At 49.7% G+C, this 25,862-nt stretch carries 25 protein-coding genes; 13 read left to right on the top strand and 12 right to left on the bottom strand.

Going from position 1 to position 25,862, the window contains the following annotated elements; all coding sequences use genetic code 11:
- Positions 1 to 140: 140 nt before the first annotated feature.
- Both N836_RS49520 and N836_RS49525 read right to left on the bottom strand, forming a co-directional pair.
- Entirely contained in the window at positions 141 to 2,126 is a 1,986-nt protein-coding gene (locus N836_RS49520) for a mechanosensitive ion channel domain-containing protein (RefSeq protein ID WP_200867405.1), read from the bottom strand.
- Positions 2,104 to 2,703: an FHA domain-containing protein gene (locus tag N836_RS49525; protein WP_023072198.1), complete on the bottom strand. Its 600-nt coding sequence runs from the start codon at positions 2,701 to 2,703 to the stop codon at positions 2,104 to 2,106. Before N836_RS49525 ends, N836_RS49520 begins: the two co-directional genes overlap by 23 nt.
- 222 nt (positions 2,704 to 2,925) lie before the next feature.
- Here N836_RS49525 and N836_RS49530 point away from each other — a divergent pair, with 222 nt between their 5' ends.
- The 3 genes from N836_RS49530 to N836_RS49540 all read left to right on the top strand — a co-directional run bounded on the left by N836_RS49530 (position 2,926) and on the right by N836_RS49540 (position 7,406).
- On the top strand, positions 2,926 to 4,866 hold the full coding sequence (locus N836_RS49530) for a protein kinase domain-containing protein (RefSeq protein ID WP_023072199.1): 1,941 nt from the start codon (positions 2,926 to 2,928) through the stop codon (positions 4,864 to 4,866).
- 140 nt (positions 4,867 to 5,006) lie between these two features.
- Positions 5,007 to 5,927, top strand: a complete 921-nt coding sequence (locus N836_RS49535; protein ID WP_023072200.1) for a helix-turn-helix domain-containing protein — start codon at positions 5,007 to 5,009, stop codon at positions 5,925 to 5,927.
- Between the two features lie 99 nt (positions 5,928 to 6,026).
- The gene (locus tag N836_RS49540) at positions 6,027 to 7,406 is read left to right on the top strand and encodes an MATE family efflux transporter (RefSeq protein WP_023072201.1); all 1,380 of its coding nucleotides are present in this window, start codon (positions 6,027 to 6,029) and stop codon (positions 7,404 to 7,406) included.
- 185 nt (positions 7,407 to 7,591) lie between these two features.
- On the opposite strand, the gene N836_RS49545 is transcribed toward N836_RS49540, so the two are convergent.
- Together N836_RS49545 and N836_RS0137750 are read right to left on the bottom strand one after the other, a co-directional pair.
- Complete coding sequence (locus N836_RS49545; RefSeq protein ID WP_023072202.1) at positions 7,592 to 7,810, bottom strand: DUF2949 domain-containing protein; 219 nt, start codon at positions 7,808 to 7,810, stop codon at positions 7,592 to 7,594.
- Positions 7,807 to 8,031 (bottom strand): DUF1830 domain-containing protein, encoded by a 225-nt coding sequence (locus N836_RS0137750; RefSeq protein WP_051394551.1) that lies wholly within the window; start codon positions 8,029 to 8,031, stop codon positions 7,807 to 7,809. Before N836_RS0137750 ends, N836_RS49545 begins: the two co-directional genes overlap by 4 nt.
- A 564-nt stretch (positions 8,032 to 8,595) precedes the next feature.
- On the opposite strand from N836_RS0137750, the gene N836_RS49550 reads away from it, so the two are divergent.
- Positions 8,596 to 8,808 (top strand): transposase, encoded by a 213-nt coding sequence (locus N836_RS49550; RefSeq protein WP_023072204.1) that lies wholly within the window; start codon positions 8,596 to 8,598, stop codon positions 8,806 to 8,808.
- A 17-nt stretch (positions 8,809 to 8,825) separates the two neighbouring features.
- Here N836_RS49550 and N836_RS49555 read toward each other — a convergent pair whose 3' ends face one another.
- Positions 8,826 to 9,458 (bottom strand): hypothetical protein, encoded by a 633-nt coding sequence (locus N836_RS49555; protein WP_023072205.1) that lies wholly within the window; start codon positions 9,456 to 9,458, stop codon positions 8,826 to 8,828.
- A 120-nt stretch (positions 9,459 to 9,578) separates the two neighbouring features.
- Positions 9,579 to 10,382 (bottom strand): alpha/beta fold hydrolase, encoded by an 804-nt coding sequence (locus tag N836_RS73175; protein ID WP_071789039.1) that lies wholly within the window; start codon positions 10,380 to 10,382, stop codon positions 9,579 to 9,581.
- Between the two features lie 186 nt (positions 10,383 to 10,568).
- Between N836_RS73175 and N836_RS49560 the strand changes: the two genes are divergently transcribed.
- The 4 genes from N836_RS49560 (at position 10,569) to N836_RS49575 (ending at position 14,082) form a co-directional block, all read left to right on the top strand.
- Positions 10,569 to 11,288 (top strand): hypothetical protein, encoded by a 720-nt coding sequence (locus N836_RS49560; RefSeq protein WP_023072207.1) that lies wholly within the window; start codon positions 10,569 to 10,571, stop codon positions 11,286 to 11,288.
- 86 nt (positions 11,289 to 11,374) lie between these two features.
- Positions 11,375 to 12,643 (top strand): S41 family peptidase, encoded by a 1,269-nt coding sequence (locus tag N836_RS49565; RefSeq protein ID WP_023072208.1) that lies wholly within the window; start codon positions 11,375 to 11,377, stop codon positions 12,641 to 12,643.
- 21 nt (positions 12,644 to 12,664) lie between these two features.
- Positions 12,665 to 13,798 carry an acyltransferase family protein gene (locus N836_RS49570; protein ID WP_023072209.1) on the top strand — a complete coding sequence of 378 codons (1,134 nt, stop codon included), beginning with the start codon at positions 12,665 to 12,667 and terminating at the stop codon, positions 13,796 to 13,798.
- A gap of 38 nt (positions 13,799 to 13,836) precedes the next feature.
- Positions 13,837 to 14,082: a hypothetical protein gene (locus N836_RS49575; RefSeq protein ID WP_023072210.1), complete on the top strand. Its 246-nt coding sequence runs from the start codon at positions 13,837 to 13,839 to the stop codon at positions 14,080 to 14,082.
- A 42-nt stretch (positions 14,083 to 14,124) separates the two neighbouring features.
- On the opposite strand, the gene N836_RS49580 is transcribed toward N836_RS49575, so the two are convergent.
- Genes N836_RS49580 through N836_RS49590 form a run of 3 tightly spaced genes read right to left on the bottom strand, consistent with a single transcriptional unit; the run spans position 14,125 to position 17,216 of the window.
- Positions 14,125 to 14,802: an ATP-binding cassette domain-containing protein gene (locus N836_RS49580; protein WP_023072211.1), complete on the bottom strand. Its 678-nt coding sequence runs from the start codon at positions 14,800 to 14,802 to the stop codon at positions 14,125 to 14,127.
- A gap of 4 nt (positions 14,803 to 14,806) precedes the next feature.
- A complete protein-coding gene (devC, locus tag N836_RS49585; RefSeq protein WP_023072212.1) occupies positions 14,807 to 16,021 on the bottom strand; it encodes an ABC transporter permease DevC in 1,215 nt (404 codons plus the stop codon).
- Positions 16,022 to 16,040: 19 nt separating this feature from the next.
- Positions 16,041 to 17,216, bottom strand: a complete 1,176-nt coding sequence (locus N836_RS49590) for an HlyD family efflux transporter periplasmic adaptor subunit (RefSeq protein ID WP_023072213.1) — start codon at positions 17,214 to 17,216, stop codon at positions 16,041 to 16,043.
- A gap of 217 nt (positions 17,217 to 17,433) precedes the next feature.
- Between N836_RS49590 and N836_RS49595 the strand changes: the two genes are divergently transcribed.
- Complete coding sequence (locus N836_RS49595) at positions 17,434 to 17,853, top strand: nuclear transport factor 2 family protein (RefSeq protein ID WP_023072214.1); 420 nt, start codon at positions 17,434 to 17,436, stop codon at positions 17,851 to 17,853.
- Positions 17,854 to 17,911: 58 nt separating this feature from the next.
- Here the strand turns inward: N836_RS49595 and blaOXA are convergent, their stop codons facing one another.
- Together blaOXA and N836_RS49605 are read right to left on the bottom strand one after the other, a co-directional pair.
- Positions 17,912 to 18,751, bottom strand: coding sequence for a class D beta-lactamase (gene blaOXA, locus N836_RS49600; protein WP_023072215.1), 840 nt, complete (start codon positions 18,749 to 18,751; stop codon positions 17,912 to 17,914).
- Between the two features lie 191 nt (positions 18,752 to 18,942).
- Positions 18,943 to 20,244 (bottom strand): poly -specific endoribonuclease-b, encoded by a 1,302-nt coding sequence (locus N836_RS49605; protein WP_023072216.1) that lies wholly within the window; start codon positions 20,242 to 20,244, stop codon positions 18,943 to 18,945.
- Positions 20,245 to 20,493: 249 nt separating this feature from the next.
- On the opposite strand from N836_RS49605, the gene metG reads away from it, so the two are divergent.
- Together metG and N836_RS49615 are read left to right on the top strand one after the other, a co-directional pair.
- Positions 20,494 to 22,167 carry a methionine--tRNA ligase gene (gene metG, locus N836_RS49610; protein WP_023072217.1) on the top strand — a complete coding sequence of 558 codons (1,674 nt, stop codon included), beginning with the start codon at positions 20,494 to 20,496 and terminating at the stop codon, positions 22,165 to 22,167.
- A gap of 179 nt (positions 22,168 to 22,346) precedes the next feature.
- Positions 22,347 to 23,360: an ABC transporter substrate-binding protein gene (locus N836_RS49615; protein ID WP_023072218.1), complete on the top strand. Its 1,014-nt coding sequence runs from the start codon at positions 22,347 to 22,349 to the stop codon at positions 23,358 to 23,360.
- Positions 23,361 to 23,392: 32 nt separating this feature from the next.
- Here N836_RS49615 and N836_RS49620 read toward each other — a convergent pair whose 3' ends face one another.
- Positions 23,393 to 24,004: a hypothetical protein gene (locus tag N836_RS49620; RefSeq protein WP_023072219.1), complete on the bottom strand. Its 612-nt coding sequence runs from the start codon at positions 24,002 to 24,004 to the stop codon at positions 23,393 to 23,395.
- Between the two features lie 91 nt (positions 24,005 to 24,095).
- On the opposite strand from N836_RS49620, the gene N836_RS49625 reads away from it, so the two are divergent.
- On the top strand, positions 24,096 to 24,965 hold the full coding sequence (locus N836_RS49625; protein WP_023072220.1) for an ABC transporter permease: 870 nt from the start codon (positions 24,096 to 24,098) through the stop codon (positions 24,963 to 24,965).
- Between the two features lie 29 nt (positions 24,966 to 24,994).
- A complete protein-coding gene (locus N836_RS49630) occupies positions 24,995 to 25,780 on the top strand; it encodes an ABC transporter ATP-binding protein (protein ID WP_023072221.1) in 786 nt (261 codons plus the stop codon).
- Positions 25,781 to 25,862: the final 82 nt, after the last annotated feature.

Here is a 25,862-nt window from a genome sequence, read left to right on the forward strand (position 1 = left end):
GGCTCTTCTGGAAGACTTTTCCTTTTTAGCCGCACTTTCAAAAATTCAACAAAAACCTAATTGATAGCTGGAAGCTTTGCTTCCTTAAGGTTTTCAAAATCCCTTAAAACTGTTGAAAAACTCTTCGCAAACCTCGATCATCAGTTTTGATAGAACCGATAAAGAACCTGACTATCCTCAAAGTCTTGCCCCTCTATTTCTGCAATAATCAGACCTTTATGCAAAAGCCATTGACCTACTAGCATTGCCCCATCATGGGTGTAGTCCCGCTTTTGCTCCAGCCAATCCACAGCATCTGTTCCTGTAAAGTAGGTAGGCTGAGTCAATTCAGTCTCCTCGGTCTCTGGCTGCTCTGGATGAGCCTGCAGTTCAATCCCGTATGGCCCCTGCATCGCCTCAGCTAACGCTTCCAGATCGAGATTAGCTAACAGATCCGGTAGCGGTGACGACTGTTCTGTAGTTTGTTCAACCGGTGCTTCGGCTGATAGGTCGGCTGACGAGAGCGATAGCGAGCTGGGCTGAGTGCTAGCCTGACCAGATATACCAATAGCCTGTTGTTTGAGTAGTTCCAAAATCTCGTCTAGCTGGGGCGATCGCAAATGCAGATCCTGTTGAGGAAACGGCACCTCAAGGCCATGACGTCGCAGACTATCTTCGATCGCATAGTTCAAATCACTTTTCACCCGAAACTGTTTGCGCGGGTCACCAGTCCACACCATAATCTCAAAATTGAGCGAACTATCCCCAAAACTTTGAAACCAGATCTCTGGTTTCGGGCGTAGCAACACTTCCGGATGTCGTTTGACCGCTTCCAATAACGCAGTTTTTACCTGGGCAATATCAGACCCATAAGCCACACCCACCGGCACCCGCAGCCGAGAAACCGGATCGCCATGGCTCCAGTTGATCACCTCGCTTTCTAAAAACCGTGAATTTGGCACAATAATAGTGACCTGGTCGAGAGTATTAATCTCCGTACTGCGGGCTCCCACCTGTTTGACAATACCCACCAGGTCACCAATTTTGATAAAGTCTCCTACCTGAATCGGGCGCTCCAGGGTGATGATAAAACCACTAATAAAGTTGTTGGTGATGTTTTGTATACCAAAACCAAGACCTACACCTAGCAGACTGGCTAAAATGGCAAGAGAACTAGCGTCTATGCCCAGGATCTGGAGCAGCACTATCACCCCTAAAAAGAGCAGGCCATATTGCACCAGGATGCTGAGAATATCCTGGAGTCGGGGTTCTATCCGGGCTCTTTGCAATACATAGTTACGGAAAAGTTTGGAGATTACCTGGGCCGCCGACCACAGACCAATGGTGAGGGCCAACAGCAGCAGCAGGTTCAGGGCCGAGTACTGGTTATCCCCCAGGGCAATATTATTGGCAGTGAGCAGTGTAGAAACCGTATGACGCCAGCTGCGTAGCTGTGGAAACAGATCGGTAATGTAAATGGCAACAATCAGCCACAGACCTACTTTTAGACCGATTAACCCCAGTCGCCAAAAGAATTTAGCTGGCTCTTCCCAAGCGGTTGAGGCATGGTTGGGGGAGAGAAACCATTGGTTTAAAGCCCGAGTAGCGCGGCGACCGACAATGCGCAGGAGCAGATGGATGGCGATCGCACCCCCTAACACCACCAGCCCATAAAGCAAGGCCCGCTGCAAATAGGCTGGACTGCGTTCTCGCTGGCCATCGCGCAGGGCCTCTTCCAGGAGGCGAGCCCAGTCGTTTGCCTGTTGCTCCAGCTGATAGCCAGGGGTCTTTAGATCAACCTCTGTTACTGTTGCTAGCAGGACTCCCCGACTTTGCAAAGTAACTAGACCCGTTTCCTCAACAATAACCACCTCAATTTCAGGCGGTTCAGGTTTTTGCACCTCTTCCTGCAGCCGCTGATTAATGCTGCGGGCACGAGCGGCGGCTGTAAAATTGCCAACTCCCTGGATGTCAAAAACGCGACTACCATTGACCACAACCTTCGCTGTTGGCTCCCTGAGCGGAGATGGCTGCGATCGCACCGGGGAGCTCAAACCTAGCCAAATGCAAACCATCAGGGCCAGACCGAGCCAAACCCAGGGTTTAAAGCGGCGTAGCAGGCGTTTAGACCGTCGTGGAAATCTCAAGGGCACCAACTTCCGGATTAGAGATATTTAGAGAGGATTCTGCTGGGTCAGAGTCAATCGTAGGCCGAGCCCGGTTGAGTAATACCTGGGCAGCAAACCACAGACCAATCCCGAGCAGTAGCAAAACACCTCCCCCCAAGACCCACCCCAAAATCGCATTAGGTTCTGTAGCCATCTCACTTTTAGCAACGTGGCTATACTCACGATTCAATTCAGTAGAGTTAGCATCCGTGTCATTGACAATCACAGCCGTTAGTTTAAAAGGACCAATCCTAATGGTGTCTTTGGTCCTCAATGCTTGACCCGTTTGCTGAATTAATCGACCGTTGAGAAATGTGCCGTTAGCACTTTTGTCTGCAATATGTAGCTGCCGATTGACCATGGAAATAATGGCGTGGCAGCGCGATACCTGTTGGTGGCTCAACTCCAGATGAGATACCGATTGATGGTCTAGCTGGGTGGGCATCTTGCTGGCCTCACGGCCAATAGCAACCGGCAGCTGACGTGACGCATACTGGGATTCTCCAGTGACCGGATCTTCCCAATTTAGTTGAATAACGACCGGCTTACCTGACATAGGGATGTCTGTTCTTAACTACACGACTCGTTTGAGGTCAATCTTACTGTATCCAATGTCGCCCAAGTGGTCGGTCACCAGGACTGTCTATTGGCCAGTCTAGTTCCTACGTAGAATCGCTAGGTTAACACTGTCCATCTGCCGATTGACTGATTCCCCGCTCGTGTCGAGGGTATGGGGCATTGAGACCAATGCAAGCATAACTGCTCTGGGGACTGCCACATGAACCTGATGCAATTACTGGGTGTTAAATCCAAACAAACACTTGGAGGCCGCTACAAACTGATCCAACCTTTGGGTCAGGGAGGTTTTGGCCATACCTTTTTGGCGACCGACTTACATTTGCCCGATCATCCCACCTGTGTGATTAAGCAGCTTAAGCCTCATCTGCAGGATACTGCCAGCTTAAACACCGCCAGACGGTTGTTTGAAACCGAAGCCCGAGTGCTTTATCAGCTGGGGGAGCATGACCAGATTCCACGGTTGTTGGCCCACTTTGAAGATGGTCAAGAATTTTATCTGGCCCAGGAGCTGATTGAAGGGGACTCGCTGTCTGATGTGATCCGCTCGGGACAGCTCTGGTCGGAAGCCAGGGTGCGGCACTTGCTGACTGAGATTCTGACACCGCTGGCGTTTGTCCATGAGCAGGGGGTGATTCATCGGGATTTGAAGCCGTCTAATTTGATTCATCGACGGGCGGATGGTCATATGGTGCTGATTGACTTTGGGGCAGTGAAGCAAGTCAGCGAAAACCGTAACAACGGTGAGGTCACTCGGACGATTTCTATTGGCACTCAGGGGTATATGCCCAATGAACAACTGGCGGGCAACCCCTGGTTTAGCAGCGATATTTATGCTGCGGGTATGATTGCTCTCCAGGCGTTGACGGGCACATCCCCCCATTTGCTAAAGCGTGATGTTCGCACCAGTGAGGTGCTTTGGCAAAGCCCGGATTTGGAGCTTAGCGACGGCTTCCAGACGGTGCTGTCTCGTATGGTGCGCTATGACTATCGCGATCGCTATGCCACGGCAGCGGATGTGTTAGCCGCTCTGCAGTCATTGCCAGCCATAGCGAGTGAACCCATTGCCACCAGATCCACGAGCTTGCCAACCCAGGTGGTTGCCCCGGCCAGCCCCTCCCAAAATGAACCCTCCCAACATGAAATTGATACAGCCCCGTTGCCCTCCTCCCCAACGGTAGCGGCGGAAAAATTGGGGCTGCCGGTGGTGACCCAGTCTCTGCAGACCCTGACTAAAGCCACAGCGGCTGTGCCCTCCATGCTGGCCCACAACCGGCGCTCACTTTTAGGATTGAGTGTTGTGACTGTGGTGGCCCTGGGGCTGGTGCGCAATAGCCAAACATCGGCCAACCTGTTTTCTCAGCCTGCAGCCATCCCAAACGTAGAACTGTCTTCATCTGAGTCGGCCAATACCACCACCACGCCAGCGGCAGACAGTGCGCCTGAACCGACAGCAGCAGCGCCACCCACTGAAACGTCGGCTGAACCAACCTCCGAAACATCGACTGAATCACCCACCGCAACGCCCGCTGAACCATCGGCGACTAATGCCCCGCCCACTGCTGCTGCTCCCAAACCCAATGTGGATGAGCTATTGGCTAAAGCTGATCAACTGCGCGATCGCAACCAGTACCAGGAGGCCATCCAGACCTACACCCAACTGCTGGAACAAAACCCGGACCAGGTGGCAGGTCATTGGGGTCAGTGCTATAGCCTGAACCAGCTGCATAACTATGGTCAGGCCATTGCCGCTTGCGATCGCGCCCTGGCCATCGCACCTGACAACCCCCAGGCCCTGTGGAGTAAAGGCTATGCCCTGGAACAACAGGGACAACCCCAGGCGGCGCTAGCACTCTATGACCAAACCCTGGCACTAGACCCGGACTACACCGAAGCCTGGAATAATCGCGGTGGCATTTTGCTCAAACAGCAGCGATTCCAGGAGGCATTTGACGCCTTTGATCATGCCCGTAAGCTGGACCCAGACTTTGCCCAGGCTTGGAGTAATCGCGGGGCAGCCCTGTGGGGGCTGAGGCGGTTTGACGATGCGATCTCGTCCATTGACAAAGCCATTGAACTACAGCCAGACTATCCAGAAGCTCAGGCCCTACGAGAACAAATTCGTCAGAAGTTAGGTCGCTAAGTGGAGCTCGTTTTTTTGTGCAGTCCCCTGATGTGACTCTAGGACCTGTTCAGGTGAGATGGCCTCTTTGAGTCTAAGTATCAGCAGCTAAATCACTGTATCCTGTAGGTCATCATGAATCTTGTAACGCGCTAGATCCTGTGACTAACCACCGAACCCTAGCCATCGACTTTACTCAAGAGACATCTGTACTTGATGTTTATCCTGATAAACCACTGCTTTCTAGCAAAGATTTATCTTGGCAAGGAATTCATCTTGGCTATTACTGTCAACCGCCTCACGAGACGCCAGAGTATCGGCCAAAGCAGTGTTTGATCAGCATCCATCTCGGTCAGCCACTGACCCTACAGCAGGCCTGGAAAAACGGGCTCGCTACTAACGAATTTCAAACCTACGGTAGCGTTAGCATTTATCCAACTACTCATTCACTCAAAGAAACTTGGAACGCGGATGCAGAATATGTTGAGATTTACCTAACCCCTACACTGTTTTCGCAAATTGCCTATGAATCGCTCGATGCAGATCGTTTAGAAATTCTGCCTCAACCTAATATCCGAGATCCACTTATTCAACAGCTTGGTCTCTCGCTCAAAACGGAGCTAGAAAGTCGGCACATTGATACATCAGTCATAGAAGCTAACAAGACTCGCCTGTTAGCTGAGTCCATTTCCTCAGTCCTGGCCATTCATTTGATCAAGACGTACTCGTCACAACTGCCGGTGATCCGAGACTATTCAGATGGGTTGCCCAAACATAAGCTGCAGCTTGCGGTCGACTATATTTATACACACCTAGCGACAGATATCTCTCTCGACGAGCTGTCTCAAACGGTCGGTATGAGTATGCACCATTTCTCCAGGTTGTTTAAGCAGTCATTAGGGTGCTCTCCCTATCAGTACGTTTTAAGGTGTCGCGTTGAGCGGGCCAAGCGGCTGTTACTCCAAAGGAAGCTAAGCATTGCAGATGTTGCGCTGGCAGTTGGGTTCTCTAGCCAGAGTCACTTGACACAGCACTTTAGACGTCAAGTTGGCGTTACACCGAAGCGGTTTCTCAAGCAATAGCAAGAACCTGATAAAAAGCGCGAAGAGCTGATATACCTGTATTTTTAAGGTTCGTATCTTAAAGACACGCCATATTTAGATACGAACTTTAGAGACATCGTGACTATTCTTTTATCTTCTTCGGTTCGGGCTGAAGTGCGATCGCTATTTAAGCTGGCCATTCCCCTCGTGAGTGCCCAAATGGCCCAGGCTGCAACTGGCTTCGTCGATACTGTGATGATGGGCCATTTGGGATGGAAAGTTTTAGCGGCGGGCGGACTTGCCTCTTTCACCTTTCAAGTGGTTCTCAACACACTCAGCGGCGTTGTCATGGGGGTAAGCCCACTAGTGGCTGAAGCCTATGGTGCAGGTTGCAAAGCTCGGATAGAGCAGGTAACGAGACAGGGGCTTTGGTTGACAGCAGGTGTATCGGTTTTAGCGATGTGGACACTCTCCCAGGCCAACACCCTCATGTTATGGCTAGGACAAACACCAGAGACAGTCACCTTAGCAAGTCGCTACCTCGACTTTATTTTGTGGGGTCTGTTTCCTGCCGTTGGTTTTGCGATGCTCAGAGGCGTGGTATCCGGACTGTCCCAAGCTCGCATGATTATGTTCATCGTGATCGGCGGGACGCTCTTCAACATTATGGCCAACTATGTTCTAGGCTTTGGCAAGTTCGGCTTTCCACGGATGGAACTAGCCGGATTAGCCCTAGCGAGTGCGCTCTCCTGGTGGGGTATGTTTGCTGCGCTGATCATCTATCTGCTCAAGCATCCAGAGCTAAAAGCCTACCGTTTATTTCAAAAATGGTATCGCCTGAGAGTAGATCTGTTGAAAGTGCTGATAGTTGTTGGAGCACCCATTGGCATCTCTATCTTTTTTGAGTATGGTCTAGTTCTAGCAATAACTTACCTGATGGGAATTCTGGGTACTGATGTTTTAGCCGCCCATCAGATTGCGCTGCAGACGGGGCTGATGGTTTTCATGATTCCGCTGGGTATGTCATTTGCGACAACTGCTCGGGTCGGTCAGTGGTTTGGTCGTCGCGATCTAAAGGGAACCGAGCGAGCGGAGCGCACTAGCATTGGCATTATCCTTGTCACAGCAGTCTTAGTGGCCAGTGTCTTAATGATCTTTCGTGAACAGATCGTAGGACTCTACATAGACATTAGCGAGCCTGAGAACAGAGACGTTCTCCGACTAGCGGTGCCGATGCTCATGGTAGTGGCCATTGGTCATATCTTTGACGCCGTGCAAAAGACCACATTAGGAGCGCTCTATGGCCTTCAAGATACTCGTATTCCAGCAATAGTCGGTATCGCTGCGTTTTTAGGCGTTGGCTTACTGAGCGGCTATGGGTTGGGCTTTATCGTTGGCTTCGGTGGTGTGGGTCTGTGGAGCGGCTACTACTTAGGTAGTGTCACGGCTGCTGCGATCTATATCTGGCGCTTTAAGCGATTAGTTACTGAAAAAGCTGGTAAGACCACTGTTGCTTAAGGAAACAACATTAAAGAGCCTAGAATTCCATATTAAAGAGATAGCAGATAGTTTGAAGCGTATAGTAGTGGTACGTTTCAAACTATCTGCAATAAATTGTACGTTGACTAGACACCAGCAGCCTGCATTAGATGCATGAGTACACCTAATGCAGGACGACCCGCCATACCCCCTAGAAAACTTTCCTAAAACTGAGCCCTATTACCAGCGCCATAGGTAGAGGCCAGCAGATCAAAGATCTGATCAAGCTGCTCCAGGCTAATCAACCCATCCTGCCATAGGACTATGGGAAAGAGACTGGTATCTTGATCGCTTTGTTGTAATGCTGATGCGATAGATTTCTCTGGCACAGCAAGTTCATCCCGTAAAAACTTGAGCAACCGGGTATTCGGAAATATCTTCATCGGCTGTGATCCTCTTGATGTGCTACACGATGACAAGGAATCTTGTCAGACAAAATTGAGCTAATCGGAGAGCCCGTATGAATTTCTAAGTGATCGTTTCGATCAGCTTCAAAGATAAGCCTGGCCTGAGGCATGATCATTCGTTCGAGAAAATTACTAGAGACATCTGCCACCCGAACAATCTGAAACCGTGTACTGGTGTTAACGTAGCAGCATTGAATTCGGTGATTAAACTGAGGCTGTGCCTGCTGTTGGCAAGATGATTTTAAAACGGTGGAGTTGAGTTGTTTTTTTGAATTACGTTCATAATCTTCTGTGGGTTACTAATCATACTCCTCTTGCTGTCAGAGAGAACAACAAGTTCCCTACTGGCAACGAGAGCGCAATTTAGCAACCTCAGTGAGGTAATTAACGCTGACCATAGCTAGTGCCTAGCTACCAACGGATTTACCCTAGCGGTAGGAGATGTGGATTGTATGTTGGTGGATTTTGATCAGCAGCTCCGCAATAACTTAGAAACAACACTTTTGTAGACCAAATAAGATAAGACGTATCCGTCATTATCTCAATGGCATCACTCCTCACACTGTCTATAGATGTTCCCGTGGCAGACTCTGTCAATAGAGTCGAGAACTCTACTTTAAACAACACTGATGTTGTTTAAAGCGATAGTGACTACTTTACCAACAAATTCTTTGCTAACGTCAGGCGTCTATCATAAAGTTTTATAACGGATCGGTATATACAACTCTCCATAGGATGTCTGTATTTCCCTAATAGGCTTTATGCGCTTGAAAGCGATAAGTGGGCACAACGCGGTCTTTCTGTTTGAGTTGCCGATCGCTTCGCCAGAACTCAATCTGATTACGATCCTTTGGCGCTTTATGCAGTATGAGTGGATCGAGATCATGGCCTATGAGAGCTGGCACAGTCTGAAAAATCACGTCGAAGCCATGCTCATAGGGTTGGGAAAAGACTGTGTCATTAAGTTTGCATGACTACTTAGCAAGTCGGTTTAATCTGGCTGAGCTAAGGGAGACTTACCGCCCACAGCACTGGTTGGCAGCACCCACAGCAAAGCAAAGCCAGTGATGATGCCATAGACGGCCCACCCTTTACTTTCCACAATGCCAATGAGTGTACTCGGGAGGGTTTGGCAAACGCTATGACAGATGAGCGCACTAACAGCGCCGTGAAGAGCAGCCCCCAGGCAGCTTGCCAACAGCCAGACACCAATAGTACGCAGCCGGTAGCGAGCATGGTAGCTCAGAATCATTCCCTGGGCGATGGCCATACAGATAATGTACATCGGCTGATTAATGAAATTTAGCCAGAAGATCTCCCCAGTGCTTGTTGCTGCTGACGACAAAACTCCAGGTATTATTGGTGACACCAAAATTCCTATCATGGTGCTGATGATCCAGCCCAAGGCACTGGCGACTGGCCAGAGGGTCCAGCGTAGTCCTTTAGCATTTAACCATCTGAATATCAGCCATTGTGACGTCCCCAGAATGGCTCCCGACAACAACAGCGTTGCCATAAACTGAGCCCCGTTATTTTCTAGAAATCCCACTAAAAATCCACCAATGGCATTAGCCAAAATCCAGGCTAAAAATAATTTTGTTTTTTGTGTGTGCCAGACGATCATGCTGAACTGTCTCCTTATGTAGTTTTTTGTCGTTTTTTTCAAGACGGTGAGCGACTGTGCGATCGCAACTAACTGCAATGGTGAGAACCGGCAGTTGGCCGGCGCATTCTAAGAGATCTCTTAAAAATCTTTTCGTGGGGCACCCAAAAACTGGAGCACCTGAGTATTAAAATCTGTCGGATTCACCAGATTAGATGGATCTATCGACTTTTCTAAGGTTACGAATGTAGCATTGGGTAAGGCATCGGCAATCTTTTGATTGATCCGAATAAAGGACGCTCCCAGATCAGCCCCAACCATTACCAGGGCTGGGACAGTGACGGTTTTTAGCTGTTCTAAAACATCCACACGGTTTATGGCTTTTCTAGCCAAAATTAGCTGATTGAGGTCAGCATGCAAACAAACTTGACAAAAATAGTCTCGGGCAGTCTGGGTATGGTCAGCGCCATAGGTAGCGTCCATCATCTTGACCAACCATTGTTTTCCCAATAGTTTGAATAGATTAAATCCAATGACTTGAGAGAGCCCCAACAGCTTTTCTGTCAGGGTACGCAGTTCTCCAAACGAGTCGGCAACAATGAGATTAGCAACGCGCTGGGGATACTGAGTGACAAATGATTGAGCAATCACACCACCCATGCTAACGCCCATGACTGTGCATGTTTCTATGGCGAGGTGGGTTAACAGCCAGTTAATTTGATTGTGCCAGTTAGATAGCTGTGGGGTCTTTAATTTAGACGATTGCCCATGGCCAAACAGGTCAGGTACAAGTAGATGAAACCCCGCATCTACATAGGTTTGCATTTGAGGTTGCCACATGGCATGGTCTGCACCGATGCCATGTAACAACAGTAGAGTTTCAGACGAACGATCGCCTAGTTCTATACAATAGGTTTTACTATTGTCTGGGTTCTGGAATATCACAATTAATGCCTTACGTAGAACTTTGAACCATAGCTCTCTTGAAGAAAGGGGCTAGAAACGTTAAGTGTCTTCTAGAGTGAAAATTAGTTCCATATCAAAAAGTCATGGCGACTAATGACTTTTGTCATGGGAATCTGAGGCTGGGGCTTTTAAGGTGGAAGTACTTGCCGATTTTAAAAAACTCCTATGGCTTGGTTTTTTGGATATATCATTTTTATCGGTCTAGTTTTGGGGGCTGGCTACCTGATAGTAGCCAGAACAATGGGGCAACCCGTTGCCAAACGCAATATAGGCTATGCGTTGCCCTGGATGTTAGTCGGGCTGGCAATCGCCTTGATCCCTACCCTAGTCACCCTGGGAGGACCAACTATCTGGAACTCTTTCTACTTAACCTATGTGATTCTCACTGGCCTTTGGTTAATCAGCTGGCCCTTACGCAAACGCAAGGCAGGTGGGCTACTGCTCAATGCTGGCCGGACCTGGCACAATAAATGTCTGTTCTGGATTGGACTGGTCGAGGTGGTAGTTGCCGCAATTATTACCTGGATTTCATGGGTCTCGCTGACAGATTTTCCCAATGCTTCAAATACGGTTGTACACACATCTCTTAAAATTGCCTTTTGGTGGATGTTGGCTATTTTAATTGTCTCACTTGGTCTAAACAGACTTGAACTTAGAGAAAATGGCCTGTGCTTTTTATACAATTTTATTCCCTGGCAGCGCATGAAATCCTACGCTTGGGAGACAAACTATCCCAATACCTTAACCATTCGCTTGCAGCCCCGTATGGTTTTCTTACCTGGGATTATGAGCATTAGAGTCCCCGAAGCTCAGCGCGATCGCATCGATCAAATTCTCAAGGACTGTATCTCGTTCTCCCCACCTGATTCGTTGGCCCTTTCTTAACCCCTGATAACCCCTTAAAAGGTCAATGAGTATCATAGAAATCAGTCTCTAGAGACTAGTGTACAGCAAGTATTTAAGAGCACTCCATGGTACTTAGACGAGAAAGAATTTGGCTCAAAGGATGCCTAATTGTGCTTTTAATTAGCCTATCTTTTGGCCTGATACATCGGTTGACCACACCAGCCGTATCACAGCAGCTAGAGTTGTTTGAGGCTGTGTGGAAAACGGTCAATGACAACTTTTATGACTCTGAGTTTAATGGTGTAGATTGGTCAGCGATGGGAGAACAGTATCGGTCTCGTGTGGCTACCGCTGAGTCTCCTACAGAAAAAGTAGCTCTGATTAATCAGATGCTAGGTTCGCTGGAAACATCCCATACGCATTTGTATACCCCAGAGGAACCGGCCTACTATCAGCTATTAGGCATTTTTTATCCACGTATACCTGACTTTGAAACTCAGTTGGCAGAGCGGTTTCCAGAGGGCAGGCTGGAATATGCGGGCATCGGCATTGTTACCCGTGAAAAGGCTGGCACAACTTTTATCAAGGCCATTTTTGAGGGTAGTCCTGCTGACAAGGCTGGGTTACAGGTGGGTGACCAAATTCTCAGTGTGGCCGGTCAGCCGTTTCATCCGATTCAATCGTTTTTAGGTAAGGCGGGGCAACCCGTTAACCTGCAGGTGCAGTCTACGTTAAACGCTAGCAGCCAGAAACAGGTTCCGGTCACACCTGTACTGTATGACGGCATCACCATGTTCTTAGAGGTGATGGACAACAGTATTGAGGTGATTGAAAAGGCTGGTAAACAAATTGGCTATGTTCATATTTGGTCCTATGCAGGGGATCAGTATCAGGAAAAACTAGAGGATGAGCTGCTGTATGGTCGCCTTAGTGAGGCTGATGCGTTGGTGCTGGACCTGAGAGATGGGTGGGGCGGTGCCCCCTTGACGGCCCTGAATCTGTATACGGCCAGAGGCCCGAGCTTGACCAGTGTTGGTCGCGATCGCACCCGTGTCACTCACCACAGTCAGTGGAAAAAGCCGGTGGTCATGGTGGTCAATGACGGCAGCCGCAGTGCCAAAGAGGTTTTGGCCTATGGTTTTCAGCAATACGACATTGGCCCGGTTGTGGGCACAACCACCGCTGGTGCTGTGACTGCCGGGCGAGCATTTATCATGCCCGACGACAGTTTGTTATATGTGGCAGTGGCGGATGTGTATGTGGATGAAACTGTGCGTTTGGAGGGTGTGGGAGTAACCCCTGATGAAGTGATACCGTTTCCGATTGAGTATGCTCAGGGCAGCGATCCTCAAAAAGAACGTGCGATCGCAACTGCCCTGACATTGGCTCAATAGCCATCAACAGATGTATGCACCATGGGCACTCGATTAGTTTTCCTAGACAATCTGCGCGTCTTTTTAACCATGCTGGTGGTGGCCCACCATGCGGCCCAGCCCTATGGTCCCACCGGCGGAGCATGGCCTATTTTCAATCCAGAACGTGCAGCTATTCTCGGAGCCTTTTTCGCAGTCAATGCCGCATTTTTTATGGGACTGTTCTTTTTTATTTCCGGCTACTTGTTGCCCGCCGCCTATGCCCGCAAGGGAGCCCAACAGTTCCTACGATCTCGGTTTCGACGGTTGGGAATACCCCTGCTGGGTTTAAGCATAGTTGTTTTTCCTCTGGTACTGTATAGCGTGCACGGAGCATCCGAGTCTTTTGTTGAATTTATCCTGCAAACCTATATTCAACCACTCAGCCTCGAAGTCGCTCATCTGTGGTTTTTGGTGCATCTACTGGTTTATGCAGTTTGTTATACCCTATGGCAACAGATGAATCGAACAGATGAACTGACCAGGGCTACACCCGAGGATCAGGGCTCTGTACCAGGGCATCGAACCATTTTGATCTATTTACTGGTGCTGAGCACCGTGACATTTATTGTTCGGATTGTCTATCCGATTGATCGCTGGGTGCAATTATTTGGCCTGATTCCAGCAGAAATTGCCCACCTGCCCCAATATGTTAGCCTTTTTGTCTTGGGAATTGTCGCTTACCAATACAATTGGCTCAGACGGATGGGTACCCTACAGGGATTGACCTGGCTAGGAATTGGGCTAGCTGCCGCAGGTCTGCGCTATGGCTACAGCATTGGCCGGGCCAGATATGGGCTAGCTGATGTCATTGAAGGCGGTGGCTGGGACTGGCGCTCGGCACTATGGAGTGGCTGGGAAGCAACAATTTGTGTGGGACTTTGTATCGGGTTAGTAACGTTGTTTCGCAAAAAAAACGATTTTCAAAGCAAAATCCTCCGAATACTGTCCGATAATGCCTATATGGTTTATCTAATTCATCTTTTGCCGATTCTCTACCTACAATTTATGATTGATAGTATCTCCATTAGTCCCCTGGCTAAGTTTGGTATAGTCACGTTGGTGGGTCTGCCGCTTTGCTTTGGCTGTAGTATGCTGCTAAGAAGAGTGCCGTTTGTTAAATGGGTTGTTTTATAAACAAGCAATCTCAAGTTATTTTAGGAAGAATTTGTACTATGACACCGCAAGAAGAACAACGCCGTACCCTGTCTGAGTTGGGCTACCAATTTTTATTGGGTACCGCCCTTGGCCTCATATTTGCCCTGATTCCATTAGCCATCACGACACCGGCATTAACGCTGTGGAATACGGTGGCCACTATTGTCATTGTTTTATTGTTTGGGTTGCTGTCTGTAACCTTTGGGAAAAAGTTTCTAAGCGCTCTGATGCAGTTTCTAGAATCGCTCCCTCCTGTGGCCTAGTAATATTGTCGTCATTGCTGAGCAGCGTGAGCAGCCTCCTGGCTAGCAGAGCCGTCCATCTTCAATGTGTAGCGTTCGCTCAGCAATATCAAGAATACGAACATCGTGGGTGACTAGTAAAACCGTGCAGTGTTGCTGGTGAGCCAGTTGCTGGATCAAGTTGACTACATCGCGTCCAGAATGGCTATCTAGAGATGCTGTGGGTTCATCCGCCAAAACAATTTTGGGCTGAGATACCAGCGCCCGCGCGATCGCAACCCGTTGTTTTTGACCACCGGATAGCTGATCGGGATATTTGTGACCATGGTCATCCAGGCCAACCAATTGCAAAATTTGGTCAGTACGTCTGTGCCGTTCTGCCACGGATAGCCCACTATGTAGTTTGAGGGCCATGCCAACATTCTCGGCAGCCGTCAGACAATCCAGTAGATTATGGGACTGAAAGATAAACCCAATCTGATTCCGCAGACGCACCAGCTTCCGTTTGCGGACACCCCGCAGTTCCTGATCAAAAATTTTTAGACTGCCGGTTTGTACCGAGCGCAACGCCCCCATTAAGGTCAGCAAGGTGGTTTTACCACTGCCCGATGGTCCGGTTAGGAGAACAATTTCTCCTGGGTAGAGTTCCAGGTTAATATCTTGGAGTACCGAACGACGGAGGGTACTCTTACCAAAGCTGTGGTTGAGATTATTGATCCGAACGGTAGGAGAGATGGCCATAGTTCTAAAAGACATCAGCGGGGTCAGCAGATTGAAGACGACGCATTGCGATCGCGCCCGACACATTGCACATCACCAGGGTGAGCATAAACACCTGGAGTGCTACTGTACTTTGCATAATCAGCGGAATGCGAGTCAGCGTTGTCAATATCTGATAGAGCCCCAGGGAAGTAAAAAAACCAGGGATAAACCCTAAAACCGCTAACAATAGGGCTTCTAATAACACCACCCGCAACAAAGAGCCATCACTGTAGCCCATGGCCTTGAGGGTGGCATATTCTGGCAGATGATCGCTGATATCGGTATACAGTACCTGATAGACAATAACAATCCCGACAACAAATCCGACTATGCTGCCAAAGCCAAAAATAATCCCGATGGGGTCGTTTTGGGTAAATTGATGCTCTTTCTCAATCAGTTCATCCAGGGTCAACACAGCCACTTTATCAGAGGGGAGATGTGCCTGTAGCTGAGTTTTGACCGTTTCGATATCGCTGCCGGATTCTACGGTTAAGACCCCCAGAGTGATATGATTCAGGGCCGTTTCACCAAACCACTGAATATAATTTAAATCACTCATGACCACAGTCCCTTTTTCAATCACGGTACTGCCCAGGTTAAATAATCCCACAACATAGACCCGTCGCCCTGCCATCAGCGTCTGCACACTGTCTTCAGACTCTAACAGGGCTGGAATATCTCCCAACGAGGGCTGGGAGAGACGATCAAAGAAAACCGAATTGGCTGCACTGAGGTGTTCGCGCTCCTGATTCACCTCGGGAATATTCAGCACGGGCTGGGATGGATTAAAGGCAATCACCCGCACCTGATTACCAAAAACATCGCCACTGTCCTGATCCGCTGGCGTTTCGCCAAGCTGACTGGGGTCTGTCCAACTGGCCATATTGAGGTATAGCGGTGCCGCCGAGGCCACCCCATTGACGGCATTAGCCTGCAGCAGATAAGCCCGTGGTAGGGCAATTGGAATTCTCAGACTCGGGCTAAACGGCGATATCAAAAAGAGATCACCCTTCAGGTTTTCATGTAGGGTAGTTGTCCCATCGGCGATCAGACTCTGCAGCCCCATCATGGTAAACATGAGAATATTGGCAAAGCTAACTCCAGTGATGGCGACGGCAAGACGTACTTTTTGATGAGATAGCTGCGCCCAGGCCAGGGGTTTTTCGAGCGGCAGAAGCGATCGAATTAGTTTATACATAGGGAAAAAGCAAACAACGTTATGATGCCTCAAGCTGAATGGCTACCCGTACCTGCATCCCGGTCAATGCGGCCACTTGTTCACTAGCCTGAGCGTCCAGCCGGACTTTAACAGTGACTACACGAGCGTTAACATCCTGGGTTGGATTAGCCGCCTGCGCTTCACCAAAGTTGGCCTTGCCAATTTGTAAACCAATCTGTTCCACAGTGCCTGTTAGTTCTGTTGCTACACCGCCATATTCGCTAGTAATCTTGACAGGCTGGCCCGATTTCACTTTGCGAATATCTGTTTCGTAGACTTCAGCAACTACCATCATCTGGTCAGTTTGGGCCAGTTCTACAATGCCCTGCTGAGTATTCACCTGTTCGCCAATCTGGGTATTGATTTTGAGAATTTGTCCGGCTACGGGGGAACGCACAAGCACATCGTCAAGGTCAGCCTGGCGCTGGGCTACTTGGATTTGGGCCTGTTCTAGCTGGGCGGTTGCGATCGCAATATCCTCTGGCTTTACCTGGGTCAGTTCCACCAATCTCGATCTCGCTTCTGCAATTTGAGCCCTGAGGGTACGCTCGGTCTCTTCTTTTTCCGCCATCGCCACTGCCAAATCCGCCTGGGCCGTTTCATAATCTCGCTGAGCAATATCCAGTTCTGAACGACTGGTAGCACCCACAGAGGTCAGCTGCTGATAGCGTTGATAATGGGTCTGAGATTCTTGGAATGTGGCTTGAGCTCTATTGATCGATGCTGCACGCTGCAGGGTTTGAGCCGCTAGCTGGGCCTCTAGCCGAGCGATAGTTGCCTGTTGAGTCTCAATTTCCGCCGGTTTAACATCACCAGTTTTTTGTTGGCTCAGCTCCGCCTGCCGCTGCCGCACCAGGGCATGGGCCGCCTGTAAATCCGCCTGTCGTCGTTCAGCCCCCTGCAATACCGCAATCACCTGTTGGGCCTCGACCCAATCTCCCTCATTTACCCGAATCTCATTCACTCGACTATCTGCTGCATTAGACACCGATAGTCGAATCACTTCTCCCTTGGGCTCAATGCGCCCCAGAGCCACTACCGACTCAATTTCAACTTCAACGGGGGTAATGTCATCTTCGTTTGGTTGTGAATTAAAGGGCACATTACAGCCAGTGGAGAGCAGGGCCGTTAGCAGCAGGAACACACCCCAGCGAAATGATAGTTTGTGCAACATAGATACACTTGCAGAGTTTAGCGGATGAAGAGCGTTGTTAAAGCAATATAGGTGTTATATCGTGTCAAGCCAAGCGTATTTCTGTTTTAGCCAATGATGTTGAACAACGACCATGACAAAAGTCATGCAATTGTATGACTCCTGGCTGTGGGAAGAGTTAAGTCGGTTCGTTACGCTGTGAGTTCAATTAAACAAAACCGATCAGGAGACGGAAACAATGGCGAAAGATCATGCAAATATTGAATTGTTAAAACAGCTAGAAACCTACTTAGACAAAAATGATTTTGCCAATGCGTCAGTACTTTTCTCCAAAGGATTCGTTTGGCATTTTTTTAATTCTCAACTACCCAATATCCAGGGTGACTATGTCGGTGCAGACGGATTGCAAACATTCTTTGAAAAACTGGCCGTCGTCACTGGAGGGACGTTTCACGTTGAGACAGTTGCTGTTATCCCGATTGGCAATGAGCTGGTTGTTACCCACGTACAAGACAGTATGACGCTAAAAGGGCAGCCCATTAAACTAGACGCTGTTGTTGTCTGGCGCATTGTAGATGGCTGTATTGCTGAAGCCTGGGACATTCCAGCCATACATACACTGCATACACCTCAGCCACCCATGGCGACCGCAGCGTAGATCTTGGCAAGAAGCATCAATCATTGCAGGGCGCACATCGTTGCGCTCTGCAATAGGCCTATAAAAGCCCAAGCATCTCAAAGCAATGCCGGGTGACTTCTGCCCTCAGGCTGGGATCTACCCCATCAAGCATATTGATATTGGTGGCAAAGAAATATACGTTGTTGTTTTGCTCCACATAGCCGACATACCAGCCGAGCTCCTCCGCCAGTGCCCAGCCTGTTTTGGCACGAATGGTATAGTCTGGCGTTTGTTCAACAATCATAATGTCTTTGACCATGGCCACTGTTCTTTCTGAGAATGGCAGGTCATTGTTGTACAGACGACGCAAAAACTGAATCTGTTGTTGAGGTGTGATCCGGATATCGCCCGTGAGCCAAAACGTGTCAATCTCGTCTACACTGCCGATGGTTTGATTGCCATAGTTAGCGTTAGCCACCCACTGTTGCATGCGCTCATGGCCAACACGACGGGCAAGCACCTGATAAAACCAGACGGCTGATATCTGAAACGCGGTTCTTAGATTCAGGTCACGGTTCCATGTGGGAAAACTTCTTTCTACGCCATCCCAGGTGAGAATTGCCAGATCGTTAGCGATAATGCCAGTCTCTAATGAAATCAGAGAATTGAGGATTTTGAAGGTGGAGGCTGGCAGGAAGGGGGTGGTATTGCGATCGCGATTGTGCTCATAGGTCACATCCTGATTTTGGTCATAAATGATAATTGACCCTTCTACTCCCAGGTCTTGGAAATGTTGCGCGAAGTTAGGTTGTGCAACTTCTTGCTGGGCTTGGGCAATGGCCGTTGCCGGTGGAGAAGGTGTGGCAGCAAATGAGGGGAGCGCTACCAAACAGCTACCTAGAGTTAAACAGCCGAGCCAATGAGAAATATGCTTCATAAATGTGTCTAGCCTTAAAAGGGGCTGTTGCATGCTAGACCATTTACCGTTACAACTCCATGACAAAAGTCATCAATTAATTCAGCTGTATGCGATGCCGTTTTAGATAATGGCTACTGTCAAAGAGGACGTGCCATTAACTTTGAAGTATGCGATCGCACTCAAATCCTTAGACCCAAGTATTTCACCACCTATCCAAACAGAATTGGCTTATTTTCTTTCCGTGCCTGATCCCCTGAATAGGGATAATCCAGCACCATATCCCCCTCTGGACTACGTAGCCGGATGGTGCCAGCCTTATTGCGTAATACACCTTGGCTTGTCGGGACAATAAACTTAAACACATCCCCCGGTGCCACCGCAATATCCGCCAGCTCAAAGCGGGTGCCATTAGGTGCTACGACTTGCCAACCCAGTAACGAAGCCGTCTGTTGAGACGCATTAATAATCTGGATAAATTCTCTGCCACCTTCTGGATTCTGGGGATTGACCATAGCGGCAACAATCCTGAAACGACTAGACTCTGTGTTGCCAGGTGTTTGATCTTTATCCTGGTCCTCGTCTTTGTCTTTGTCTTTGTCATCGTCAATATCAATCACATCGGCTCGGCGAAACCGTGGGAAAAAGGTGCGGATGGCATTACGGTTGTTGTCCAGACGGTGTAAGTCAAGCTGATACTCAGCACCATTGATCCGGGTGATTTTATTACTCTGGGTACGACACCTGACCAAGCCTAGGGCAATTAGCCCCTCAGGACTACAGCCAACAAAAAAGCCGCCAATGGGCTTATGCAAACGCTTAGTATTGTGACTGCCATCACCTAGGGGAGCATGCCACGTTAATTCTAAGGTAACAACCTCAGGAACCAGCACTCCCTTTTCAGGTTCCTTTGCTTTTTCATATCGAGTACCCAAATACTGGATTCTATCTTGACCATCATGGCCAGGTATAACACTCTGGCCAGCATCATCTAGATGGTACTTATACCAAAAATGATAACCGCCAGCTTTACTCGCTTTACTGGATTGTTCTCCCACAAAAACATGCTCAAAGCCTGATGCATCTTGTTGACCACCAGCGGTGCCCATGTCAAACCAGGTCTCTTTGATCATGGCCGCCATCAGGCTTTGAGAAATGGTTAAATCCAGAGAAGCTTCTAAAAACTGTTGCGCCTTTTTAATCGGTGGAGTCGGTAGAATCGCATCAATAAAGTCCAGCTCTTCCTGGGTTTCCTCTGGGCTAACCTGTTCGCGTACGGCGCGCTCCAGGGCATAGTTATCAAAAATTCGCTCACATAGCTGATAGGTTTCCAACTTGTCGGCAGGGATAACCACTTCCTTTAGCACCTGGTGCTCAGAATCAACCTCAGTGGCGCGTTCATCCACAACAACATACCCCTGAGTCTCGTTCCTGGCTTCATCAGGTCTGAGGGCAGGCACCCCATTGCCACCCTGGTCCGCATCCCAGATTTCTTGAAAAATATTGTCTGACATGGTTATTCCTGCCTCATCTAGCAGGTACTGTTATGAAGTGATTAATAATTTTCAGTATGGAACTGACCATAAAGCTTTGTCATGCCCCTGATGGGTACTTTTTGCCACCCATACCAAATTTTCTGAAAAATCGTCATTAGAAGGAGATCTGGATTGGCCGGTCCTAAAAAGGCTCGCTACTATTGAGCCAAAGCAATTAAACCGCTAGGGTGTATAGGGCATGCCGGCACACGATAAAGCAAACCTAGAATGCGATACCTGATCACCAGCGCACTTCCCTACATCAATGGAATTAAGCACTTGGGCAACCTGGTGGGATCGATGCTGCCCGCCGATGTGTACGCCCGATTTCTACGCCAAGAAGGCGAAGACGTCCTCTATATATGTGCCACTGACGAACACGGCACCCCAGCCGAAATTGCTGCCTTAGAAGCAGAGCTAGATGTAGCCGAATTTTGTACTCGTCAGTACCAGAAACAAAAAGACATCTACGAACGCTTCGGCCTATCCTTTGACTACTTTGGCCGCACCTCCGCCCCCGAAAACCACGAACTAACCCAGCACTTCTATCGCCAGCTAGCCGAACACGGCTTTATCGAAGAACGAGAAATCAGCCAGATCTATTCACTAGACGACGAACGCTTTCTACCCGATCGCTACGTTACCGGTACCTGCCCCCACTGCGGCTATGACAAAGCCCGAGGCGATCAGTGCGAAAACTGCACCAAGGTGCTGACACCTACCGAACTGATTGACCCCCGCTCTACCATTTCCGGCAGCACTAACCTGGAAGTCCGCAGTTCCAAGCATCTATTTTTGCTGCTCGACAAACTCAGTGACGAAGTCCGCACCTGGGTCGAAAAACAAGAACAGTGGCCCACCCTGACCAAATCTATCGCCCTCAAGTGGCTCAACGAAGGATTGCAAAGTCGGGGCATCACCCGTGATTTAAGCTGGGGAGTACCCGTACCCGTCGACGGCTTCGACGGCAAAGTTTTTTATGTGTGGTTTGATGCCCCCATCGGCTATGTGTCCGCCACCAAAGCCTGGGGCAACGCCACCGGCAACGACTGGGAGAGCTGGTGGAAAGGAGACGACATCCACTACACCCAGTTTATGGCCAAAGATAACCTGCCCTTCCACACCATCATGTGGCCTGCGACGATCCTGGGCAGTCGTGAACCCTGGAAGCTAGCGGACTACATCAAAGGTTTTAACTGGCTTAACTACTACGGCGGCAAGTTCTCCACCAGCTCCAAGCGTGGCGTCTTCCTTGATCAGGCCCTGGAGATTGCTCCCGCCGACTACTGGCGCTATATGCTGATGGCCAGCGCCCCTGAGTCGTCTGATTCTGCCTTTACCTGGGAGCAGTTTCAAAATCGGGTCAATAAAGAACTGGCGGATAATCTGGGCAACTTTGTCAACCGCATTCTCAAGTTCACTGCTTCTCGGTTTAGTAAAGAACTGCCTGAAGGCGGCACCCCTGGCGAAGCGGAAGCTGAGCTGCAAAAGACCTGTCGTGAGCTAGTGGAAAAACTGCGGGGTCACCTGCGCAAGCAAGAATTCCGCCGCGCTACGGAAACCCTTAATGCCCTATGGACAGCGGGTAACCAGTATATTGACGTGCGTGCCCCTTGGGCTCTGTTTAAGACGGACAAAGAAGAAGCCGCTTTGGTGATTCGTACCTGTATTAATTTGATTCGGCTGTATGCGATCGCAAGCGCCCCCTTTATTCCCCACACCGCTGAAGCCCTTTACGACGCCCTCCAACTTACCGAGGACGAGCGCAACAGCTCCATGGCCGCTGCCACAGACTTGGCTATCCTGGCTGCCGGTCGCCCGTTTGAAGTCCCTGCGCCCTTATTCCAAAAGCTTGACGATGATCGAGTGACCGAGCTTAAGGCCCAGTTTGGAGGTGAATAAATGTGGTCAAGAGCCTTATGGTTCAAAACTGTCTAAGGTACATTGTCCCCCTTGGTAAGGGAGACGACAGGGGGGATCGACCGATACGCTCATGACCGACAACCCCTCCGCCTGTGGTACCTCCCCTTTGTAATGGGAGGACGTTCTTAAAATCTTTCTCCTTAAAAAGCTAATTAACCATGACACGCACCCGCTTTTTAACCAAAACCCTAATCGCACCCGCTTTACTTTCAGCTACGCTGCTGGGCTGTGGCAACAACACTGTAACGGATGAAAACGGTGATCCAGCCGCGACGGAGGCTCCCCATGTCGCCGTTACCCAGATCGTGGAGCATCCGGCTCTAGATGCCGTCCGCGACGGGCTGCAAGACAAGCTTAAAGAAGCAGGATACGACCAAGCCGATAACTCACTGAAGTGGACATGGGAAAGTGCCCAGGGGCAGGCAGCTAATGCAGCGCAGATTGCTCAGAAGTTTGTGGGTGATAATCCAGACCTGATTGTGGCGATCGCAACGCCTTCAGCCCAGGCAGTGGTAGGTAATACCGACACAATTCCGGTGGTCTTTTCGGCAGTGACTGACCCGGTAGCGGCTGAACTGGTGCCCAGCCTGGAAGCCTCTGGCGGCATGGTAACCGGCGTCAGCGATCTGTCCCCCATTGATGAACATCTGGCCTTGATTGCCGACATTGTGCCCGCCGCTAAAAGCATTGGTGTGATTTACAATGCCGGAGAATCTAACTCAGCCAGTCTGGTGTCATTGCTGAATCGAGAAGCAGAAGAACAGGGGTTTGTGGTGGAGGCAGCCACGGTGTCGACCTCAGCGGATGTGGTAACAGCGGCTGAAAGCCTGGTGGGTCAGGTGGATGCGATTTATGTGCCCACTGATAATACGGTTGTCTCGGCACTCGAATCGGTGATTCAGGTAGGTAATGACAATCAGATCCCAGTGTTTGCTGGGGATACGGATTCGGTGGAGCGGGGTGCGATCGCAACCGCCAGCTTTGACTACTACGAAGTCGGTCGCCAAACCGGTGATATGGTTGCCCGCATTCTCGGGGGTGAAAACCCTGGCGATATGCCTGTAGAGCTAGCCAGTACCGTCGATTTAGCGATAAATCTAGCCGCTGCCGAAGCCATGGGTGTTACCGTACCCGATGCGATCAAAGACAGTGCCGATCAGGTCTTTGAATAACAAATTTTGTAGGGGCACACCATGTTGTGTCCCTACACGACCCTCGTATCCTTCAGCATCCCCAACAAAATCCCCAGCACAATTTCAACTGGGGGTACAGCATAGTCAGCCAAATCAATTTCAACCGTTTGTCCCGATAAACGCAGAAAGCGCCAGAGACTGCCTGTGGTCACAGCACCATATACTGCAGTGATTGACTGCTCATTTTCCTGATTAAACCGCTGAGCCGCCACAAGTTCAGCAATACACTGACCCAAACCAGGATTCAGATCCTCCTTTTTGGCCTCCACAATGATCACCGCTGGAGCCTCAATTAAAAGCTGCTCCTGGGATTGGCTAATCAAAAAATCGCAAATGCCATTGAGACCAACGGACGGATCTATAGTAAAGTCTGTGCCTGAAAATAAACTAATCTGGCGCTCTAACCGTTCCCTAACTTCCACCAAAATAGGACTAATCAACAGTTCAGACCTGGCTTTCTCAGTACCTACAGCAATAGCGATTGATAAATTTCGCTCCAGTGTCTGATTCAGGTAATCACTGGGCTGTACCGGCGGAAAACCCTGCAAAAACGAGCCAGTTTCAACTAACTGAAGCTCAAAATCAGTTTTTACTTTACGTAGAGTAAAGTCGCTGTAGGCCATGAGACTAGGATATCCTTCGATAATCTAGTTTATCGTGGGGGCGCGGCATGTTGCGCCCCTTGCCCATCTACGTGCTACCGCTTGTCTTTACATGTCTTTTGTCGCCTTTCTCGGAGCTATTGAAACCGGTTTGCTCTACGGCTTTCTCAGCCTGGGGGTATATCTCTCCTTTCGGGTACTCAAATTTCCAGACTTAACGGTAGATGGTAGCTTCCCTTTGGGGGCAGCAGTCGTAGCTACGCTCATTACCCAGGGCGTGAATCCTTGGGTGGCGACAGTAGTGGCTATGATGGCTGGGGCCCTGGCCGGGCTGTGTACTGCGTTTCTTAGCGTCAGATTTAACATCCTAAACCTGCTGGCCAGCATTCTCACCATGATTGCCCTGTACTCGATTAATCTGCGCATCATGGGTCGTCCCAATGTGCCGTTACTCAATCAGCCCACCCTCTTTGATGGCCTGGAAACGGTGCTGCCCATTTGGGTCCTTCTGCTGGTGGGTTTGGGACTCACAAAATTAGCGATCGACTTTTTCTTAACGTCAGATCTAGGGCTGGCCATGCGGGCTACGGGTATGAATCCGGTGATGGCCAGTGCCCAAGGGATTTATACCGATCGGCTGATTCTGTTGGGCATGGCGATGAGTAACGCCCTGGCAGCCTTATCAGGAGCATTGTTTGCCCAGGTCAATGGCTTTGCTGATGTGGCCTTGGGGGTGGGCACGGTAGTGGTGGGTCTGGCCACCGTTATTCTGGGAGAGGCAATATTTCCCAGTCGCACCGTCCGCTGGGCAACGCTGGCCGTAGTTTTGGGCTGTCTGATCTATCGCCTGGTGATTGCCATCGCCCTGAATGCAGATTTTCTAGGGTTACGGGCCCAGGATTTGAATTTAGTGACCGCCATGATCGTGGTGATGGCCCTGGTGTTGCCAAAGGCAAACCTGCTAGCTAAATTTAAGCGCTAAATGCTTTCCACTACCTACCCTACGAACATATGATTTCTCTAGCCGATATCGATGTCACCTTTAACCCTGGAACGCCCCTGGCAAAACCGGCACTACTGGGGCTTAATCTCGATATTGCGGCGGGAGAATTTATTACGGTGATTGGCAGCAACGGTGCCGGTAAATCGACACTGCTGAATGTGATTAGCGGTGACACTGGGTGCGACCGGGGACGGATTATGGTGGAATCCCAGGATGTGACGGCCTGGCCCACAGCGCGGCGGGCCATCCTGGTGTCACGGGTCTTTCAAAATCCGCTGGCGGGCTCCTGTGCGGAGCTGACGATTGAAGAGAATCTGGTGCTGGCGTTTCGGCGCGGCCAGCTGCGAGGGCTAAGACCGGCACTCAATCATCGTTTGCGAGATCAGTTTCGGTCACGACTGGCCAGTTTGGAGCTAGGATTGGAAAATCGCCTATGCGATCGCATTGGTTTGCTTTCCGGCGGACAACGTCAGGCCCTCAGTTTGGTCATGGCGACCCTCGCCCCGGCCAAAATTCTATTGCTCGATGAACACACAGCGGCATTGGACCCCAAAACAGCTCATTTCATCATGCAGCTCACTGCACAATTGGTCAGCGAGCATCACCTGACTACTCTCATGGTGACCCACAGCATGCGCCAGGCACTGGCCGTCGGTAATCGTCTGCTAATGCTACACGAAGGTCGGGTGGTCTTTGATGCCAAAGCTTCTCAGAAAACAAGCCTAACTGTGAATGATTTATTAGAACGCTTTGCCAGCGATGGTCTCAGTGACGACAGTCTACTGTTGGGATAACAGCAATGACCCATAACGTCTCCCTCTGTCATAAGATGCCGGGTGGTAGCCAAGCTGCAATTCTTCAGGATGGGCGAAAGAT

Source organism: Leptolyngbya sp. Heron Island J (genome assembly GCF_000482245.1).
GTDB lineage: Bacteria > Cyanobacteriota > Cyanobacteriia > Phormidesmidales > Phormidesmidaceae > Leptothoe.

Excerpts from the sequence above, each read along its gene's own strand:
- N836_RS49575 (WP_023072210.1), top strand. The coding sequence starts at position 13,837 with ATGACACCGCAAGAAGAACAACGCCGTACCCTGTCTGAGTTGGGCTAC.
- blaOXA (WP_023072215.1), bottom strand. The coding sequence starts at position 18,751 with ATGAAGCATATTTCTCATTGGCTCGGCTGTTTAACTCTAGGTAGCTGT.
- N836_RS49580 (WP_023072211.1), bottom strand. The coding sequence starts at position 14,802 with ATGGCCATCTCTCCTACCGTTCGGATCAATAATCTCAACCACAGCTTT.
- N836_RS49550 (WP_023072204.1), top strand. The coding sequence starts at position 8,596 with ATGCGCTTGAAAGCGATAAGTGGGCACAACGCGGTCTTTCTGTTTGAG.
- N836_RS49525 (WP_023072198.1), bottom strand. The coding sequence starts at position 2,703 with ATGTCAGGTAAGCCGGTCGTTATTCAACTAAATTGGGAAGATCCGGTC.
- N836_RS49555 (WP_023072205.1), bottom strand. The coding sequence starts at position 9,458 with ATGATCGTCTGGCACACACAAAAAACAAAATTATTTTTAGCCTGGATT.
- N836_RS49630 (WP_023072221.1), top strand. The coding sequence starts at position 24,995 with ATGATTTCTCTAGCCGATATCGATGTCACCTTTAACCCTGGAACGCCC.
- N836_RS49545 (WP_023072202.1), bottom strand. The coding sequence starts at position 7,810 with ATGAAGATATTTCCGAATACCCGGTTGCTCAAGTTTTTACGGGATGAA.
- N836_RS49530 (WP_023072199.1), top strand. The coding sequence starts at position 2,926 with ATGAACCTGATGCAATTACTGGGTGTTAAATCCAAACAAACACTTGGA.
- N836_RS49570 (WP_023072209.1), top strand. The coding sequence starts at position 12,665 with ATGGGCACTCGATTAGTTTTCCTAGACAATCTGCGCGTCTTTTTAACC.
- metG (WP_023072217.1), top strand. The coding sequence starts at position 20,494 with ATGCGATACCTGATCACCAGCGCACTTCCCTACATCAATGGAATTAAG.
- N836_RS49620 (WP_023072219.1), bottom strand. The coding sequence starts at position 24,004 with ATGGCCTACAGCGACTTTACTCTACGTAAAGTAAAAACTGATTTTGAG.
- N836_RS49615 (WP_023072218.1), top strand. The coding sequence starts at position 22,347 with ATGACACGCACCCGCTTTTTAACCAAAACCCTAATCGCACCCGCTTTA.
- devC (WP_023072212.1), bottom strand. The coding sequence starts at position 16,021 with ATGTATAAACTAATTCGATCGCTTCTGCCGCTCGAAAAACCCCTGGCC.
- N836_RS49605 (WP_023072216.1), bottom strand. The coding sequence starts at position 20,244 with ATGTCAGACAATATTTTTCAAGAAATCTGGGATGCGGACCAGGGTGGC.
- N836_RS49595 (WP_023072214.1), top strand. The coding sequence starts at position 17,434 with ATGGCGAAAGATCATGCAAATATTGAATTGTTAAAACAGCTAGAAACC.
- N836_RS49565 (WP_023072208.1), top strand. The coding sequence starts at position 11,375 with ATGGTACTTAGACGAGAAAGAATTTGGCTCAAAGGATGCCTAATTGTG.
- N836_RS49625 (WP_023072220.1), top strand. The coding sequence starts at position 24,096 with ATGTCTTTTGTCGCCTTTCTCGGAGCTATTGAAACCGGTTTGCTCTAC.
- N836_RS49560 (WP_023072207.1), top strand. The coding sequence starts at position 10,569 with ATGGCTTGGTTTTTTGGATATATCATTTTTATCGGTCTAGTTTTGGGG.
- N836_RS49590 (WP_023072213.1), bottom strand. The coding sequence starts at position 17,216 with ATGTTGCACAAACTATCATTTCGCTGGGGTGTGTTCCTGCTGCTAACG.